This is a genomic window from Streptomyces sp. MI02-7b (genome assembly GCF_033793585.1).
GTDB lineage: Bacteria > Actinomycetota > Actinomycetes > Streptomycetales > Streptomycetaceae > Actinacidiphila.
Genome location: NZ_JARAWX010000043.1, coordinates 1 through 17,813, shown reverse-complemented (window position 1 = coordinate 17,813; position 17,813 = coordinate 1). Strand labels below are relative to the sequence as shown.

At 72.3% G+C, this 17,813-nt stretch carries 16 protein-coding genes; 7 read left to right on the top strand and 9 right to left on the bottom strand.

All coding sequences use genetic code 11. The annotated features are described in order from the left end of the window. The first annotated feature begins 215 nt into the window (after positions 1-215). Together PV364_RS38970 and PV364_RS38965 are read left to right on the top strand one after the other, a co-directional pair. Complete coding sequence (locus tag PV364_RS38970; RefSeq protein ID WP_319665679.1) at positions 216-806, top strand: GNAT family N-acetyltransferase; 591 nt, start codon at positions 216-218, stop codon at positions 804-806. Positions 807-894: 88 nt separating this feature from the next. After that, the gene (locus PV364_RS38965; protein WP_319665678.1) at positions 895-2,055 is read left to right on the top strand and encodes a winged helix-turn-helix domain-containing protein; all 1,161 of its coding nucleotides are present in this window, start codon (positions 895-897) and stop codon (positions 2,053-2,055) included. A gap of 97 nt (positions 2,056-2,152) precedes the next feature. On the opposite strand, the gene PV364_RS38960 is transcribed toward PV364_RS38965, so the two are convergent. The 9 genes from PV364_RS38960 to mtnA all read right to left on the bottom strand — a co-directional run bounded on the left by PV364_RS38960 (position 2,153) and on the right by mtnA (position 12,127). Beyond that, positions 2,153-2,923 (bottom strand): response regulator, encoded by a 771-nt coding sequence (locus PV364_RS38960; RefSeq protein WP_401979472.1) that lies wholly within the window; start codon positions 2,921-2,923, stop codon positions 2,153-2,155. Between the two features lie 183 nt (positions 2,924-3,106). Further along, a complete protein-coding gene (gene hpf / locus PV364_RS38955; RefSeq protein ID WP_401979470.1) occupies positions 3,107-3,790 on the bottom strand; it encodes a ribosome hibernation-promoting factor, HPF/YfiA family in 684 nt (227 codons plus the stop codon). A gap of 504 nt (positions 3,791-4,294) precedes the next feature. Then, a complete protein-coding gene (locus tag PV364_RS38950) occupies positions 4,295-5,020 on the bottom strand; it encodes a ComF family protein (protein WP_319665677.1) in 726 nt (241 codons plus the stop codon). Positions 5,021-5,217: 197 nt separating this feature from the next. Beyond that, on the bottom strand, positions 5,218-7,044 hold the full coding sequence (locus tag PV364_RS38945; RefSeq protein ID WP_319665676.1) for an LpqB family beta-propeller domain-containing protein: 1,827 nt from the start codon (positions 7,042-7,044) through the stop codon (positions 5,218-5,220). Next, the gene (gene mtrB / locus PV364_RS38940; RefSeq protein WP_319665675.1) at positions 7,044-9,044 is read right to left on the bottom strand and encodes an MtrAB system histidine kinase MtrB; all 2,001 of its coding nucleotides are present in this window, start codon (positions 9,042-9,044) and stop codon (positions 7,044-7,046) included. The genes PV364_RS38945 and mtrB overlap by 1 nt, the downstream gene beginning before the upstream one ends. A gap of 1 nt (position 9,045) precedes the next feature. After that, entirely contained in the window at positions 9,046-9,735 is a 690-nt protein-coding gene (gene mtrA, locus PV364_RS38935) for a two-component system response regulator MtrA (RefSeq protein WP_078620260.1), read from the bottom strand. A gap of 249 nt (positions 9,736-9,984) precedes the next feature. After that, a complete protein-coding gene (locus PV364_RS38930; protein ID WP_319665695.1) occupies positions 9,985-10,449 on the bottom strand; it encodes an SDR family NAD(P)-dependent oxidoreductase in 465 nt (154 codons plus the stop codon). Beyond that, the gene (locus PV364_RS38925; RefSeq protein ID WP_319665674.1) at positions 10,446-10,754 is read right to left on the bottom strand and encodes an SDR family NAD(P)-dependent oxidoreductase; all 309 of its coding nucleotides are present in this window, start codon (positions 10,752-10,754) and stop codon (positions 10,446-10,448) included. The genes PV364_RS38930 and PV364_RS38925 overlap by 4 nt, the downstream gene beginning before the upstream one ends. Before the next feature lie 236 nt (positions 10,755-10,990). Further along, positions 10,991-12,127 carry an S-methyl-5-thioribose-1-phosphate isomerase gene (gene mtnA / locus PV364_RS38920; RefSeq protein ID WP_319665673.1) on the bottom strand — a complete coding sequence of 379 codons (1,137 nt, stop codon included), beginning with the start codon at positions 12,125-12,127 and terminating at the stop codon, positions 10,991-10,993. 143 nt (positions 12,128-12,270) lie between these two features. On the opposite strand from mtnA, the gene PV364_RS38915 reads away from it, so the two are divergent. The 5 genes from PV364_RS38915 to PV364_RS38895 are packed head-to-tail and all read left to right on the top strand — an operon-like array spanning position 12,271 to position 17,686. After that, a complete protein-coding gene (locus tag PV364_RS38915) occupies positions 12,271-13,515 on the top strand; it encodes a glycerophosphoryl diester phosphodiesterase membrane domain-containing protein (RefSeq protein WP_319665672.1) in 1,245 nt (414 codons plus the stop codon). 5 nt (positions 13,516-13,520) lie between these two features. Further along, a complete protein-coding gene (locus PV364_RS38910; protein WP_319665671.1) occupies positions 13,521-14,177 on the top strand; it encodes a DUF4129 domain-containing protein in 657 nt (218 codons plus the stop codon). Between the two features lie 41 nt (positions 14,178-14,218). Further along, complete coding sequence (locus PV364_RS38905; protein ID WP_319665670.1) at positions 14,219-15,394, top strand: DUF4350 domain-containing protein; 1,176 nt, start codon at positions 14,219-14,221, stop codon at positions 15,392-15,394. After that, positions 15,391-16,359: a MoxR family ATPase gene (locus PV364_RS38900; protein ID WP_319665669.1), complete on the top strand. Its 969-nt coding sequence runs from the start codon at positions 15,391-15,393 to the stop codon at positions 16,357-16,359. Before PV364_RS38905 ends, PV364_RS38900 begins: the two co-directional genes overlap by 4 nt. A gap of 16 nt (positions 16,360-16,375) precedes the next feature. Beyond that, positions 16,376-17,686 (top strand): DUF58 domain-containing protein, encoded by a 1,311-nt coding sequence (locus PV364_RS38895; protein WP_319665668.1) that lies wholly within the window; start codon positions 16,376-16,378, stop codon positions 17,684-17,686. Positions 17,687-17,813: the final 127 nt, after the last annotated feature.

Genomic DNA, 17,813 nt, shown 5'->3' with positions numbered 1-17,813 from the left:
GCTGGCTCCTTGCCGGTCGGGCCTGGCACGGGTTCTCGCGCTGGGCACAGCAGGTCACACCCCGCTGCAACGGCCATCGTAAGCGAGGACCCCAGCAGGCCGGGAGGTCCGTCATCAAGCCGGGCGGTTCTCACCCGCGAACCACCACATCCAAGAGGCGATATCCGGTCGTGACCGACCGCCCGTTCCTGGATACTCCCGCACATGGAGGCCGCATGGAACCGATAACCCTCACCACCGAGCACCTGCTGCTCCGCCCCTTCGGGCCGGACGACGCGGACGCCGTCCTCGCCGCCTGCCAGGACCCCGAGATCCCGCGCTGGACCTCGGTGCCGTCCCCGTACACCCGCGAGCACGCCGAGGACTTCGTCGGCCGCATCTGCACCGAGGGCTGGCGCGACGACCTGGTCTACAACTTCGCCGTGGTCACCCGGGGCGAGGGGCGCCTCGTGGGAGCCATGGGGCTGGTGCGCCTGGAGCGACTGCACAGCGCGGAACGCCAGGCCGAGCTCGGCTACTGGACCGCCAAGGAGCACCGCGGCCGCGGCCTGACCGCCGAGGCCGCCGCCGCCGTGGTCCGCTGGGCCCTGACCGACCTGGGCGTCGAGCGACTGGAGTGGTACGCCGAGGCCGGCAACCACGGCTCCCGGGCGGTCGCCCTCAAGGCGGGCTTCCGGATGGAGGGCACCCTGCGCGCCCGGATCGTCCACCAAGGGACCCGGCGGGACGCCTGGACCGGCTCACTGCTCCCCTCCGACCTCGGGAGGGGCGGCGCGACGGCGTACCTGCCGTACCCGGGCGAGTGACCCCGCGCCCCACGGTGCGGCGCCTGGAGCCGGGGCGGACCGGGGCCGCCGGGAAGGACTGTCGGACCCTGCTTCTACGCTGGGGCGCATGAACAAGCCCGCGCCCCTCTCCGCCGACGAGGCCCGCCGCATGGCACTGCGCGCCCAAGGATTCCTCGGCGCCCCGGAGCGCCGCGGCGGCGTGCGCGGCATATTGCGGCGGCTCGGCGCGGTGCAGCTCGACACGATCTCCGTCCTCGCGCGCTCGCACGAACTCATCCCGTACGCACGGCTGGGCGCGGTCGGCAGGAGCGCGGTCGAGACCGCGTACTGGACCGAGAACCACGCTTTCGAGTACTGGTCGCACGCCGCGTGCATCCTGCCCGTCGAGGAATGGCCGCACTTCGCCTTCCGGCGCCGGGCCCGCCGCGCCCGCGGCCACCGCTGGCACGTGCTGCAGGACGCCGAACGCTCCGTCGCCGCGGTGCTGGACCGGCTCAAGGCCGACGGGCCGCTCACCTCGACCGAACTCGGCGGCGCCAAGAACGGCGGCCCCTGGTGGGACTGGTCCGAGACGAAGATCGCGGTGGAGTGGCTGCTCGACACCGGTGATGTGGTCTGCGCCCAGCGGCGCGGCTGGAAGCGGGTCTACGACCTCGCCGAACGCGCCGTCCCCGACGCCCTGTTCCACGACGACATCGACGACGCCGAGTGCCTGCGCCGGCTGGTCGCCCAGGCCGGCGCGGCCATGGGCGTCGCCACCCGCGCCGACCTCGCCGACTACCACCGCGTCAAGGGCGAGCAGGTGGACGCCGTGATCGCCGACACCGGTCTGGTCCCGGTCGAGGTCGAGGGCTGGGGGAAGCCCGCGTGGGCCGACCCCGCGGCCCTGGCGGAGCTCTCGCGCGGCGGCCGGCACCGCACGACCCTGCTGTCGCCCTTCGACTCCCTGATCTGGGACCGGCCGCGCACCGAGCGCATCTTCGGCTTCACGCACCGCCTGGAGGCCTACGTCCCCAAACCGCAGCGCATCCACGGCTACTTCGCGATGCCGCTGCTGACCGGCGGCCGGCTCGTCGGGCGCGCCGACCCGGCACGCGAGGGCAGCACCCTGATCGCCCGTCAGGTCACCCTGGATTCCGTGCGCGCCGTGGAACCCATGGCACAAGCACTGCGCGAAGCGGCCGACTGGGTCGGCTGCGACAGTGTCCGCGTCGAGCGGTTGGACGACCCCGCGCTGGCCGCGGCGCTGCGGGCCGCGGTGGTGTGACCCCGGGGGCCGCGGCGCGCGCCGGCGGTCTTCGCCCTGTCGACCGCCGACCGGTCGGGCGGTCGGCCCGTCGGCCCGTCGGCCCGTCGGCCCGTCGCTAGCGGATCTCCAGGATCTTCTCCCGCATCGCGTACACCACGGCCTCCATGCGCGAGTGCAGTTGGAGCTTCTCCAGGATGTTGCGCACGTGGTTCTTCACCGTGTTCTCGCTGATGAAGAGTTCCTTCGCGATGTCCCGGTTGTTCATCCCCGTCGCGACGAGCTTCAGCACCTCCAGCTCACGGTCGGTCAGCCGGGGTGCCGGGACGAGCCGGCGCTCGTCGGTGCGCTGGATCATCGACTTGAACTCGGTGAGCAGCTTGGACGCCATCGACGGGCTGATCTGCGACTGCCCGTCGGCGACCGCGCGGATCGCGGTGGCGACCTCGTCCGTGGAGATCTCCTTCAGGAGGTAGCCGGTGGCGCCGGCCTTGATCGCCTCGTAGAGGTCGGCCTCCTCGTCGCTCATCGTCAACATGATGATCTTCGCGCTGGGCGCCACCTCCTTGATGGAGGTGCACGCCTCGATCCCGCCCCGCTTCGGCATCCGCACATCCATCAGCACGATGTCCGGGAGCAGGTCGGCGGCCTTCTCCGTCGCCTCCGCACCGTCCCCGGCCTCACCGATGACCTGGATGTCCTCCTCCTGCGCGAGCACGATCTCCAGGCCCCGCCGGAAGAGCGCGTGGTCGTCCACCACGAGGACCCTGATGGGCTCCCTTCGCGGCGCACCACCTGTGCCGTGCGCGTCGTTCGCGCCCGCGTCCCGCGCGGCCCCGCCGGCGGGTTCCGCCACACCGGACGGCGCGGGCTCGAAGCTGTCGGCCATCGGTTCCTCCCCCTCGGGCCGGCAGCCCGTGGTCGTCGCACGCTTTTGTGCACGTTCGTGCCAGGCCAACCGGGCGATGCGGCCCGAAAGTCGGCTGCCCGGCCATGATTCCATGCCGCAGCACGGCAACGCCCCCGGGCGGAGGTCGTTTCCCGCCCAGGGGCGCCACCCGAGACCGTCACATCACCGGCGCAGCGCTCCTCCCGCGCCGGACGGCGCCACCATGACGGACGGGTCCGCCTTCAGGTGGATGACGCCGTAGTCGTAGCCGTGCCGCCGGTAGACGACACTCGGTTGTTCCGTGTCGGAGTCGATGAACAGATAGAAGTCGTGCCCGATCAGTTCCATCTCATAGAGCGCCTGGTCGAGCGTCATCGGTGCTGCCGCGTGCGTCTTCTCGCGCACCACCAGGGGGCCTTCGCCCTGGACCTCCAGGGAACCCATCTTGGTGGTGGGCACGCCGGCGGCGGACTCGTCCGCGGGCCGGGTGCCGTTGGGCTCCTCGGCGGCCAGGACGGCCGTCGCCTCCGCGACGCTCAGGGTTGCGCGGCTCCCGCCGCGGTGGTGCACCCTGCGTTTGTCGGCGGCCTTGCGCAGTCGCGCCTCGAGCTTGCTCACCGCGAGGTCGAGCGCCGCATACGGATCCGTAGCGGCGGCCTCGGCCCGGACCACCGGTCCACGCGAGAGCAAAGTGATCTCCACCCGGTCGGAGCGGTCCGCCTGCCGGGGGTTCGGTTCCTTGGACACCTCGACTTCGAGGCTGATCACTTTGCCGTCGAGCTTCTGGATCTTGTCCAGTTTCTCGCTCACGTGCTTCCGGAACCGCTCGGGCACCTCGGTCTTGCGGCCCTTGACGACGATGTCCACGCAGAACTCCGTTCCCGGATCGCCCCGTTCGCACAGGACGGATCCCTTGCGCTGAGGCCGGCGGGCACCAGGTCCCGCCCGGCGTCGACGTTCGTTGCCGCTCCGCGCACCTCCGGAGGCCTTCCGGGGCGGCGAAGCCGCGACTCTCACCTCCTCCTCCCCCGGGAGAAAGATCAACATCCACTGAACGGTGGGTGAACCACAACCCGCGGTCCGCGGAACGGCGGGCCACCGCGGGCGGCTCCGTCCCTCACAACCGAACATAGACCCGGAGCACCACGGTCGGCACCCCCAGCGGGGCTATACCTCCGTTCGGGTGAAAGAGCGGTTGCGCAACCTGCAACATCGCCGGTGCTCGGGGGGTTCCGTTTGCCGGCGCGCGGAGGTGACCACCCGCGCGCGAGGGGTACGCGGGCCCTCTCCCGAACACCGGAGCGCGCTGTCCGCGGCGCTCGTCCGTGCCGTGCCGCGGCCCGCCGCGCGACACCCCCGTGCGATGGCCCGCTACTCCGTTCGGCGGCGCAGCGGGGCCGGGCCGCCGATCACGGCGGCGCCCAGGACGTGGCCGCCGGCCGACTCGACGGCCCGCGCGGCGGCCACCAGGGAGGCACCGGTGGTCATCAAGTCGTCCACAAGGACGGCGGCACTGCGTGCGAGCAGTCCGGCGGCGCCCGGTACGGCTTCCAGTGCGCCGGAGAGGTTGGCGAGGCGGTCAGCGGCGGCGAGGCCGGCTTGGTCGGCTACGGCGCGGCGCTGCCGCAGGACCGCGGCGACCCGCACGGGGAGCCCGTCCCGGCGCAGTTCCGCGGCGGCGGCGCGGGCCATGCGGCGGGTAGCGTCGTGACCGCGGGCGGCGACGGCGCGGCGGGAGGAGGGGACGGGGACGAGGAGCAGCGGCCCGCTTTCGGGGGCCCCACCCCCACCCCCTCCCCTGACCGCCGCGTAGATGGCGCCCGCCAGCGCCGCGCCCAGCGGGCGCGCCAGCCCGAGGGCACCGCGCTCCTTGTGCGCGAGCAGCACGGCGCGCGGCTGGTCGGCGTAGACGGCCGCGGCCCACACCTCCGGGAGCCCGGCGGGCGGCGGGTCCGGCCACACGCGCCGCGCCCCCGGCTCGTACAGCGTCGCCCCGCACTCCTCACACAGTCCGGTGCGCGGCGCACCGCACCCCGCGCACTCCCCCGGCAGCACCAGCCCGGCGATCTCGCGCCACCATCCCCGTAGGCCTCGCATGACTCAACGATGCCGGGTGGGGGCGACATCCACCAGGGTCTTCCACAGGCCTGTGGATAACTCCTGTGGGTAAAGCTTCGCAGGAGGCCGGGACAGCCCGGAAAAGGCCTCGTGGGAGCGGCGCCCGACGGCCCGACGTCCGGTGTCCGGCACCGGGCGCCGGGCACCGGGCGCCGGGCACCGGGCACCGGGCAGACTCAGCCCGGATAGACCGGCGCGGTGCCCTTGGGGGTGACTTCCTTCCAGTTCGCGTCCGGGGGCAGCCGGAAGATGCCGCCGTCCAGTTCCGCGAGCAGCGGCTTGTCCTGGTTCTCGGACGCGGCCACCGACTTCACGCCGCTGATGCCGGGCAGGCTCGGGGTGAAGGAGGCCGAGCCGTCCGCGTCGACGTACTGGATCTGGGGCACGCCCCCGGTCTCCCGGCCCACGACCACGAGGCGGCTCACCCCGGCCCAGGAGGCCGCTATGACGTCCTCCAGCTGCGGGGTCACCCGGCGCAGGTCGGCGACGGCGATCTGCGGGTCGTCGGAGGGCCCGGTGCGCTCGATGCGGCCGAGCCGCAGCGTGGTGTGCTTGTCCTCGCTCACCAGCAGGGCGATACGGACACCGTCGGCGGCCACGCGCAGCGACTCGATGCGCCCGTTGCCGAGTTCCGGCACCGTGACGTCGACGGCCGTGCCGGCGCCGTTGCGGAACATGAGCAGCTGGGGACGGTTCGGGTCCCGGTCGGCGACCCACAGGCCGCCGTAGCCGTCCCAGCTGGGGGCGCTGAGCCGGTTCTTCTTGTCGGCGGCCTGGCTGTGGGCCACGACCGGCCCGAGTTCGCCGCCGGCGTCGAGCGGGGCCACGTAGAGGTTGGCGCCGTCCTCGGTGACCCCGGCGGCGGACTGCTCATCGCGCCGCACCGCGACGGTGCCCAGCTTGAGCGGCCCCGATCCGAAGGGTCCGGGCACGGTCATGGGCTGGGTTCCGTCGCCGCTGAGGCTGACGAGGTGGTGGTCGGCGTCGACGAAGTACTGCTCGTTGCCCTGCCCGGCCAGCCCCTCCGGGGCGTAGTCCCGGGCGGCCTGCTCGCGCTGCAGGGAGCAGGCGGTGCGGTTGCCCGGGCCCTGCACGTCCACGGACGGCAGGGGGCTGGAGGACATGCCCTGCACGGTCTGGATGAGCTGGGCGGCCATCCGCCGGCAGCGGAGGCTGTCGCCGGGCGCGCGGTTGAGCCGGACAGTGAGGCGCTGGGTGTCGTCGAGGGTGACCCTGGTGGCGCGGATGCCGCTGGCGAAGGCCGATTCCACGACGGGTTCGAGCCATTCGGTGGGCCCGGCCAGCAGGGCGTCGACGGTGGCGCCCAGTGGGTTGATGCGCTTGCGCAGGTACAGCGGGTCGGCGACCAGGGCCTCGCGGCGCTTTCCCTCGGCGAGTGCATCAGGACCCAGGGAGGCGAAGTAGTAGGTGTCCACCGAGCGGTAGAAGCGGGTGAAGTCGGCCTCGCTCAGCACGAGCCCGTCGGCGACGCCGGCGATGCGCCATTCGCCGTTCTCCTTGGTCAGCCTGATGCCGGTGCTGAAGGTGCCCTCGTCCGCGCGGTACGCGTGCCGGGCGTCGACGGCGGCGACCTTCTCACCGGTGAGGCTGATCTGGGTACCGTCGTCGGCCTTGCCGTCGCCCGCGGATCCCGGCTCCTGCACCTGGGTGGGGCCGTCGGCGAGGATGGTGATGCCGGAGTCCGGCTTCCACCGCTGGGCCTGCTCCTTGGTCATGTAGAGCTTGGCGGTGTCGTACTTCGCCTCGTCGCTGGTGGTCGCCTCCAGGAATCCGCTGACGATCTCCCGGGGCGTCTCGCCCTTCTGCGGTTTCACCCCGTAGACGCGTACCTGGGGGTCGCTGTCGGCGTGCTGCTCGCCGCCGACCCGGTGCACCTCGCCGCTGTCGGGCATGGAGGCGCAGCCCGTGAGCAGCACGAGGAGGCAGCCCAGGAGCATGCCCGCCTTGACCGGCCGCGGTCGGCCGCCCCCCTTCGCGCGCATCAGCTCTCGTCCTCCCGCGCCTGGTCCGTGGTGGTGTGGGTGGCCGTGCCGCTGCCGGCGCGGTGGCCGACGACGCGGGCGCCGTTGCCGGGCAGCGCGGCGGGGTCGGCGGCGGGGGGCCGGGGAGGGCTGAGCGGCATGTTGGGGATGGCGGGCGCGGCGAACCGCGACACCGGCACGCCGTGCAGGGCCGGGGTGTGCGGCTGGACCGCCGCGCCTTCGAGGGCCGCGCCGAGCGCGGTGGCGCCGGCGGGCATGGTGCGGTGGGCCGTGCCCGCGTTCAGCTCGCGGTTGCGGCGGGAGTCCTCGGGTTCCAGGGCGATCGGGGAGCCGCGCAGGCTGTCGGCGCCGGTGCGGGGCAGGGTCAGCCGGAACTGCGAGCCGCCGCCCGGTTCTCCCCAGGCCTGCAGCCAGCCGCCGTGCAGCCGGGCGTCCTCGAGTGCGATGGACAGGCCGAGGCCGGTGCCGCCGGTGGTGCGGGCGCGCGCGGGGTCGGCGCGCCAGAAGCGGTTGAAGACGCGGGTGGCCTCGCCGGGCTTGAGGCCGACGCCGTAGTCGCGGACCGCCACGGCGACGGCGCCGCCGGCGGACGCCATGCGGACGTGGACGTCGCGGCCCTCGCCGTGCTCGACGGCGTTGACGACGAGGTTGCGCAGGACGCGCTCGACGCGCCGGGCGTCGGCCTCGACGGTCACGGGCTGCTCGTCGCCGTGGACGACGATGCGGCTGCCCTTGCGCTCGGCGAGCGGCTCGGCGCCGTCGACGACCCGGCGCACGACGTCGCGCAGGTCTATCGGCTCGGCCTCCAGGGCCGCGGCACCGGCGTCGAAGCGGCTGATCTCCAGCAGGTCGGAGAGCATCGACTCGAACCGGTCCAGCTGGTTCTGCAGCAGTTCGGCGGAGCGGGACGTCGCCGGGTCGAATTCCCCGCGGGCCTCGTGGATGACGTCGGCGGCCATGCGGACCGTGGTCAGCGGGGTGCGCAGTTCGTGGGAGACGTCCGAGACGAAGCGGCGCTGCATCCGCGACAGGTCCTCCAGCTGCTGGATCTTGACCTGGAGCGTCTGGGCCATCTTGTTGAACGACTCGCCGAGGCGGGCGATGTCGTCCTCGCCGGTGACCTTCATGCGTTCCTGCAGGTGGCCGGCGGCCAGCCGTTCGGAGATCTGGGCGGCCATGCGCACGGGGGTGACGACCTGGCGCACGACGAGCCAGGCGATGGCGCCGAGCAGCACGACGACGAAGATGCCGGCCGTGGCGAGGGTGCCCTTGACCAGGCCGAGGGTCTTCTCCTCCTGGTCGAAGGGGAAGAGGTAGTACAGCTGGTAGGGCTTGCCGTTGGGGTCGTTGAGGCGCTGTCCGACGATCAGGGCGGGCTCCCCCTGGGGGACGCTGTCGCTCTTCATCGAGGTGTAGCGCTCGTAGACCTCCAGCGTGCCGTCGAGGGACTGCCGCAGGTCGGCGGGCACGCTCTCCTCGGGCCACACCCCGCCGGAGCCGCGGGGACCGTGGGTGCCGGGGCTGTCGGCCTGGGTGCTGTAGGTCATCTGCTGCTCGGCGTTGGAGCTGAGGGCGACGACGGAGTAGACGCCCTGGCCGCCGCTGGCGAGCTGTTCGACGAGGTTGTTGAGCCAGGTCGCGGTGTCGGTCTGGCTGCGCCCGTCGGTGCCGGTGTCGCCGCTGTCGGTGACGTTGCGGGCCTTCTCCTTGGCCACGGCGAAGCCGCCGACGGCCTGGCTCTGCGCGGTCTGCCGCTTGGCGTCGAGCAGCCCGTTCTTGACCTGGCCGATGACGACCACGCCGAGGAGCAGCACTACGCCCAGCGACATCAGGAGGGTGGTGGCGACGACGCGCAGCTGGATGTTGCGCCGCCACAGCCGGGTGGCGGGCTGGAGCGGCCGCCGGGCCCAGCGCACGCACGAGCGGAGCACCGGCAGCAGGCCCGTGAGCGGGTCCGCGTGCCGGCTCTCCTGCCGCTCACGCTCGTACGAGGTCGCCATATCAGCCCGGTCCGGCCTTGTAGCCGACGCCGCGGACGGTCACCACGATCTCCGGGCGCTCCGGGTCGCGTTCGACCTTGGAGCGCAGCCGCTGGACGTGGACGTTGACCAGCCGGGTGTCGGCCGCGTGCCGGTAGCCCCAGACCTGCTCGAGGAGGACCTCGCGGGTGAAGACCTGCCACGGCTTGCGGGCGAGCGCGACCAGGAGGTCGAACTCCAGGGGGGTCAGCGCGATCGGCTGCCCGTCCCGCTTGACCGAGTGCCCGGCGACGTCGATGACGAGGTCACCGATGGTGAGCTGTTCGGGCGTCGGCTCCTCCGCCCTGCGCAGCCGGGCTCGCACGCGGGCGACGAGCTCCTTGGGCTTGAACGGCTTGATCACGTAGTCGTCGGCGCCGGACTCCAGTCCCACCACCACGTCGACGGTGTCGCTCTTCGCGGTGAGCATGACGATGGGCACCCCGGACTCGGCCCGGATCTGACGGCACACGTCGATGCCGTCGCGCCCGGGGAGCATGAGGTCGAGGAGAACCAGATCCGGCTTGGTCTCACGGAAAGCGGCAAGGGCCTTGTCACCGTCGGCCACGAACGACGGCTCAAAACCTTCGCCGCGCAGCACGATGCCAAGCATCTCTGCCAGTGCGGTGTCGTCGTCGACGACCAGGACGCGTCCCTTCATAGCGACCATCATCCCATTTTCGCATCGATAGCTTTGACCATGGTGTTCGTCGTCACTCCGCCGTGATCTCCATCCACTGACATCTGCCGTTGACCTGGCATGTCGGGGGCCGTCGAGGTCATTCCCGCGTACCGGCTCCGGACACCTGGTTCCGGACAGTGAACACCCTGCCAGGTTCATGGCGAGCTGCGCGACGGGTCGTATGACCCTGTTCTCTGACGAAGGTCACTTCGGGGCGGTTCAGGCCGGTTCGGGCCGGTGTCACAGGCTCTGGCCGCCGGAGATCTCGATGCGCTGTGCCGTGACCCACCGGTTCGCGTCCGAGAGCAGCGCGGCGAGTGCCGCGCCGATGTCGTCGGGCTCGCCCATGCGGCCGAGGGCGACCTGCGAGCTGACGCGCGCCCGTACCTGCTCGTTGTGCTTCATGCCACCGCCGCCGAAGTCGGTGGCGGTCGCTCCGGGGGCGATCGTGTTGACGCGGATACCGCGTCCGCCGAGCTCCTTGGCCAGGTAGCGGGTGAGGACCTCGACCGCGCCCTTGATCGCGCCGTAGGCGGCGTGGCCGGGGGCGATGATGCGGGTCAGTCCGGTGGAGACGTTCACGACGGCGCCGCCGTCGGCGAGCTGCGGCAGCAGGGTCTGGGTGAGGAAGAAGGCGCCCTTGAGATGGACGTCGACCAGGGCGTCGAAGTCCTTCTCGGTGGTCTCCGCGAAGGACGCCGTCAGGTCGTGGCCGGCGTTGTTGAGAAGGTAGTCGAAGGTCGTCCGGTCCGGTCCCAGCGGGACGTGAGCTCGCCGGCCAGCTGCCCGGCGAAGTCCGCGAAGGAGCTCACGGCGCCGGTGTCCAGACGCAGGGCGGCCGCGGACCGGCCCAGACCCTCGACGGCCGCCACGACGTCCTCCGCCTCGGCCCGGTTGTTCCGGTACGTGATCACGACGTCGACGCCGCTCGCGGCCAGGTGCAGGGCACTGGCGCGTCCCAGGCCGCGGTTGGCCCCGGTGATGACGGCGATCTTCTGGTCGGTGCTCATGGTGACTCCTTCACGGGTGCTCGACGACGGGGATCGAGCCGGTGGCCGGCCTCCTCACTCCAGACCAGTGGACGGGCCGGCGGCCGTGGCAGCCAGTGCCTTCGTTTTCCACGGACTGCCAGTACCAGCCTGCGCGGGAGAGCCGGCCGACGGACGCGGTCGCAGGTCAATGGCACGGCCCCCTGACCCGTGCGTCCGCACGGGTCAGGGGGCCGTCACCTTGCTTCAGGCCGGGATCATCCCCGCGCCTGGTCGTGACCTGGAGCACGAGGCGAGCACAGTGCCGCCAGGGCATCCGCGGTGACCGGCGAGATCACCCCGTTCTCGGTGACCATCGCCGTGATCAGGCCCGGTGGCGTGATGTCGAACGCGGGGTTGTACGCCTGGGTGCCCAACGGAGCCATGGCGACTCCGGCCGCGTCGGTGACCTCGTGGCCGGGGCGCTGCTCGATCTCGACGGACGCCCCGTCCGGGGTGTCCAGATCGACGGTGGTGGTGGGGGCCACAACGACGAAGGGCACGTTGTGGTAGCGGGCCAGGACGGCGAGCGGGTAGGTGCCGACCTTGTTGGCGACGGACCCGTCGGCGGCGATGCGGTCCGCGCCGACGAGGACGGCGTGCACCTCCCCGGCGGCGAAGAGGGAACCGGCGGCGTTGTCGGTGAGCAGTGTGTACGCCATGCCGGTGCGGGCGGCCTCGTAGGCGGTGAGCCGGGCGCCCTGGAGCAGCGGGCGGGTCTCGTCGACCCACAGCCGGCGCAGTTGGCCGCGGCGGTGGGCGGCGAGGGCGACGGCGAAGGCCGTGCCCTCGCCGCCGGAGACGAGGGCTCCGGAGTTGCAGTGCGTGAGGATCTGGTACCCACCGCCGGGCAGGAGCTCGGAGAGCAGTTGGAGGCCGTTGCGGCCCATGGCGGTGCTGGCCTCGGCGTCCTCGGCGTGCAGACGGCGGGCTTCGGCGAGGGCGGCGGCCGCGGCGCGGTCGGGGTCGCCGTGCGCCTCGCCGGTGAGGGCGGCGCGGTAGGCGGCCACGGCGCGCTTGACGCCGTAGGCCAGGTTGACGGCGGTGGGTCGGGCGTGCGCGAGCGTTTCAGCGGCGTCGTCGACGTCGTAGCCGCGTACGGCTGCGAGCGCCACACCGTAGGCGCCCGCTATGCCGAGCAGCGGCGCCCCGCGCACGGCGAGGCCGCGGATCGCCTCGACGAGTGCGGGCACATCGGTGCAGACCAGTTCAACTTCCTCCGCCGGGAGGCGTGTCTGGTCGAGCAGGACGAGGACGGGCCCTTCCGGCGGCTCCTCCCAGCGCAGCGCCGGGAGCGGTTCGTCGGGGTTCCCCTTGGTTTCGTTGGCCAGAGATACCACGTACTGATCACCCATCTGCCCAGTCTGCCGTGAACGGCAGCACGTTTTGAACGGTTGCGGTGCACCGCATCCGCGGGTACAAGGCCACTTACCCCATGGCACGATTGCCACCGTCCCGGCGTTGAACGATCGGGTAGCGCAGTAACGAAGGAGCGATGATGAACGACTCTCCGGGCTGGGCCTCGCCCGGATCCTCCCCCTCCGACGAGCCGGGGCACACGAACGGCCCCGACACGCCGCAGGATTCTGCGCCCCCGAACTGGACCCAGCAGCAGCCTCCGGCCGGCCAGTGGCAGGCCGCCGGAAGCGGAGGGTGGGGCAACCCGCCCCCGCCCCCCACCTGGGGCGGCACCGCACAGTCCGGCTGGAAGCCGCCCCAGTGGGGTCTCCCGCCCTCCCCCAAGCCCGGCGTCATCCCGCTGCGGCCGCTGGGCGTGGGCGAGATCCTGGACGGGGCGGTCTCCACCATGCGCGCGCACTGGCGGACGGTGCTCGGCATCGCCCTGGTGGTCTCCTTGGTGACCCAGGGCGCCTCGGTGCTCCTGCAGGGTCTGGCCCTCAACGACAACAGCAGCCTCAACGCCCTGGAGAACAACCCCGAACCGAGCCTCAACGACGTCGCGGACGCCGTCGGCGGCAGCCTCGCGGGCGCCGGACTCACCCTGATCATCACGCTGCTCGGCGTGGTGATCGCCACCGCGATGCTCACCATGGTGATCAGCAGGGCCGTGCTGGGCCGCCAGGTCACCACAGGCGAGGCCTGGTCCGACGCCCGGCCCCAGTTCGCCCGGCTGCTCGGGTTGACCCTCCTGATCGCCCTCATAGCGGTGGGCATCCTGACCGTCGGCATCGGCCCCGGGGTGGCACTGGCGGTCGGCGGCTCCGTCGGAGCCGGACTCAGCCTCGCCCTGTTCGGCGGTCTGGCGGCGCTGGTCGTCGTCGTGTGGCTGATGATCCGGTTCAGCCTCGCCTCTCCCGCGCTGATGCTGGAGAAGCAGGGCGTGGTCAAGTCGATGGCGCGCTCCGCCAAGTTGGTGCGCGGCTCGTGGTGGCGGGTCCTGGGGATCCAGTTGCTCTCCTCGCTGCTCGTCTACCTCATCACGTCGATCATCCAGATCCCCTTCCTGCTCGTGGGCCTGGCCGTCAGCGGCGACGGTCTGTCCGCCTTCACCTCGGGCAACTCCGCCGGCCTCGGCTGGTCCTACCTGATCGTCGTCGGCATCGGCGCCGTCATCGGATCCACCATCACCTTCCCGATCAGCGCGGGCGTGACCGCCCTGCTCTACATGGACCAGCGCATCCGGCGCGAGGCCCTCGACATCGACCTGGCCCGCGCCGCAGGCGTCACCGGATACGGAGAGCCGACCGGTACGCCCGGCGCGAGTCCGGCCACCGGGGCCTGACGCCGGTGTCGGGGGACGTACCGGTCACGATCCCGCGCGTTCCGGCTCGTGAGGCGGCCGAGGACGAACTGTCCAAGGCCGTCTACCACCAGAACGACCCCAGCCTCCTCCAGCGCGCCCTGGAGTGGCTGTGGCGGAAGTTCTCCGACCTGATGGACAGTGCCTCCGGGGCCGCCCCCGGAGGCACCGTCGGCCTGGTCACGGTGATCGTGCTCGTCATCGTGCTGGCCGTCGTCCTCCGACTGCGGCTCGGCGCACTGCGCTCCCAGCCGGCCCCGGGCGGCGGCCTGTTCACCAAGGGCCCGCGCACCGCCGCGGAACACCGGGCCGCGGCCGAGGAGCACGCCCGCAACGGCGTCTGGACCGAGGCCGTCCAGGAACGGATGCGGGCGATCGTGCGCTCCCTGGAGGAACGCGCAGTCATCGATCCACGCCCTGGCCGCACCGCCGACGAGGCCGTGGCCGACGCCGGCCGCCACCTGCCCGCCCACGCCGCGGCGCTGCGCGACGCCGCCCGCAGCTTCGACGACGTCACCTACGGCAACCGGCAGGGCAGCCCCGAGGCCTACACGGCCCTCCGCGACCTGGACACCCAAGTGGGGCGCACCAAGCCCGACTTCGCCGCGACCCCAGCCGGGGCGTCCGGGGGCGCCCGCCCGTGACCACCGCCCCGGCCGCGACGCCGGCTCCCGCCACGACTTCCGTGTCCCCTACGGCACATCAGCTCTGGACCGGCTGGCGCGCCCTACTGGCCGCGGGCCTCGCCCTGGTGTTCTTCGGCGTCCTCTACGCCCTTCTGCAATCCGGTCAGAACCACCAAGCACTGGACCCCCGTTCTCCCGACCCGGCAGGAAGCCGGGCCTTGGCGCAACTCCTCGAACACCGAGGCGTCACGACCAAGGTCGTCACCACCACCGACGATGCCGCTGCCGCCGTCACCCCCGACACCACCCTCCTCGTCACCGTCCCCGACCTACTGACGCCACGTCAGCAGCTTCGCCTGCACCGGGCCACGGTGCAGTCCGGCGGTGGCCGCACCGTCCTGCTCGACCCGAGTGACTCCTCCCTCGGCGTACTCGCCCCCGGGGTCCACTACGCGGGCCCCACCGCCGTCCAGACCCGCAGGGCCGGATGCGACCTGCCCGCCGCGGTCCGCGCGGGCGACGCCGATCTCGGCGGCACCGCCTACACGACCACCGCCGAAGGAGCCGACGGGTGCTACCGCACCGGCGCGGGCAACCCCACCCTCCTGCGCCTTCCGACGGCGGACGGTGACGTCGTCGTCCTCGGAACCCACACACTCCTGCAGAACGAGAACCTCGACGACCAGGGCAATGCCTCGCTCGCCCTGCAGCTCCTCGGTGCCCACCCGCGACTCGTCTGGTACCTCCCCTCTCTCGACGACGCGGCCGCGTTCGACGGCGGCCAACAAAGCTTCCTCGACCTCATCCCCGACGGCTGGAACTGGGCTTTCCTCCAGCTCCTCATCGCCGCCGGGCTCGCCGCGCTCTGGCGCGCCCGCCGGCTCGGCCCGATCGTTGCCGAGCGCCTGCCCGCGACCGTGAGGGCCGCGGAGGCCACCGAGGGGCGGGCGCGTCTCTACCGCCGCGGCAACGCCCGCGCCCGCGCCGCCGAAGCACTGCGCACCGCGACCCGGGACCGGCTGGCTCCCCTCCTCGGTATCCCGCCGTCCCAGGTCCACGACCCGGGTACCCTCGCCTCCGCGGTCGCCGCACGCCTCGACGATCCCTCCACGGATCCGCACATCACGCTGCACGGCCCTCCCCCGGCCGACGACGCCGCCCTGCTGCGCCTCGCCGACGACCTCGACGCACTCGAACGCCGCATCCTGCGCAACGAGAGGAAAGCAATCCCGTGAGCGCCGCTCCCACCGCCGACAGCGCCCGCGCCTCCCTGGAGGCACTGCGCACCGAAATCGCCAAGGCCGTCGTCGGCCAGGACCCGGCAGTCACCGGCCTGGTGGTGGCCCTGCTGTGCCGCGGGCACGTCCTGCTCGAAGGTGTGCCCGGCGTCGCCAAGACGCTGCTGGTTCGGACACTGGCCGCGTCGCTGCAGCTGGAGACCAAACGCGTCCAGTTCACCCCAGACCTGATGCCCGGAGACATCACCGGCTCCCTCATCTACGACGCCCGGACGGCCGAGTTCTCCTTCCAAGCGGGCCCCGTCTTCACCAACCTCCTCCTCGCCGACGAAATCAACCGCACGCCTCCCAAGACCCAGGCCTCCCTCCTGGAGGCGATGGAGGAGCGCCAAGTGACGGTCGACGGCACCCCACGTCCCCTCCCGGAACCCTTTCTGGTCGCGGCGACGCAGAACCCGGTCGAGTACGAGGGCACCTATCCGCTTCCGGAAGCCCAGCTGGACCGCTTCCTGCTCAAGCTCGTGCTGCCCCTCCCCTCCCGCGAGACGGAGATCGACGTCCTCACCCGGCATGCCGAGGGCTTCACCCCCCGCGACCTGGACTCCGCCGGCATCCGGCCCGTCGCCGGTCCCGCCGACCTCGACGCCGCCCGCGCCGCGGTCGCCAAGACGTCGGTCTCCCCCGACATCACCGCCTACATCGTCGATATCTGCCGCGCCACCCGTGAATCCCCCTCACTCGCTCTCGGTGTCTCCCCCCGCGGAGCCACCGCTCTCCTCGCCACCGCCAGGGCCTGGGCCTGGCTCACCGGCCGCGACTACGTCACACCCGACGACGTGAAGGCCCTGGCACTGCCCACCCTCCGGCACCGGATCCAACTGCGGCCCGAGGCCGAGATGGAGGGCACGACCCCCGACTCGGTCATCACCTCGGTCCTCGCCCACGTCCCCGTGCCCCGCTGAGCCGACAGGCCGATCGATGTCATTGACCGGACGCACCGCCCTCCTCGCCGCGATCGGCGCCCTCGTCGTGGGGGTGCTCCTCCCTGGCTGGAACGGCATCCTGCTCGTCGAAGGCGTCCTTCTCTTCGGAATTCTGTGCGACCTCGCCCTCGCCGCGCCAGTACGAAAGCTCCATTTCACCCGAACCGGTGATACATCAGTTCGACTCGACGAGGTCGCGGAGGTCACGCTCACCGTGACCAATCCGGGTCGTCGACCGCTCCGTGCCGCGTTGCGCGACGCCTGGCCGCCGAGCAGCTGGCGCCCCGGAACCGAGGTCACGTACTCACGGCACGAACTGACGATCCCCGCCGGCGAGCGTCGCCGCCTCACCACCGTCCTCCACCCCACCCGTCGTGGTGACCGGCACGCGGAACGCGTCACCGTCCGCTCCTCCGGCCCCCTCGGTCTGGCGGCCCGCCAGGGCTCGCACCACGTGCCCTGGACCGTCCGTGTGCTGCCGCCTTTCCACAGCCGCAAACACCTACCGTCCCGCCTCGCACGGCTGCGGGAGCTCGACGGCCGCACGTCCGTCCTCATCCGGGGACAGGGAACAGAGTTCGACTCGCTGCGCGAGTACATCCCGAGCGACGACACCCGCTCCATCGACTGGCGGGCCACCGCCCGCCGGTCGACCGTCGCCGTCCGCACCTGGCGACCCGAACGCGACCGCCACATCCTCGTCGTCCTCGACACCGGACGCACCTCCGCGGGCCGCGTGGGCGACGCGCCCCGCCTGGACGCCGCGATGGACGCGGCTCTGCTCCTCGCAGTGCTGGCGAGCCGCGCGGGCGACCGCGTGGACCTCCTCGCCTACGACCGTCGCGTACGTGCCTCCGTGCACGGCCGCGCGGCCCGCGACATGCTCCCCGCCTTCGTCAACGCCATGGCCCCGCTGGATGCCGAACTCGTCGAATCCGATGCGCGCGGGCTCGTCTCGACCGTGCTTCAACGGACCTCGCACCGCTCCCTGGTGGTGATCCTCACCGGCCTGGACGCCGCCCCCATGGAAGAAGGCCTCCTGCCGGTCCTCCCGCAGCTCACGCACCGCCACGAGGTCCTCATCGCCTCTGTCGCCGACCCACGGGTCGACGACATGGCCGCGGGCCGCGGCACCATCGACGCGGTCTACGCGGCAGCCGCCGCCGAACAGGCCCGCGCGGAACGCCGGCGCGTCGCCGAGCGCCTTGTCCGTCACGGCATCACCGTCGTGGACGCCCCTCCGGCCGACATCGCACCCGCCCTGGCAGACGCGTACCTCGCGCTCAAGGCCGCCGGGCGCCTCTAAAGGCTGTTCGAGATGGGCCGCCGGCACAACGCAAAAAAGCCTCAACCCCCGAACCGGAGTTCGGGGGTTGAGGCTGAAGAATTGTTCGGCGGCGTCCTACTCTCCCACAGGGTCCCCCCTGCAGTAC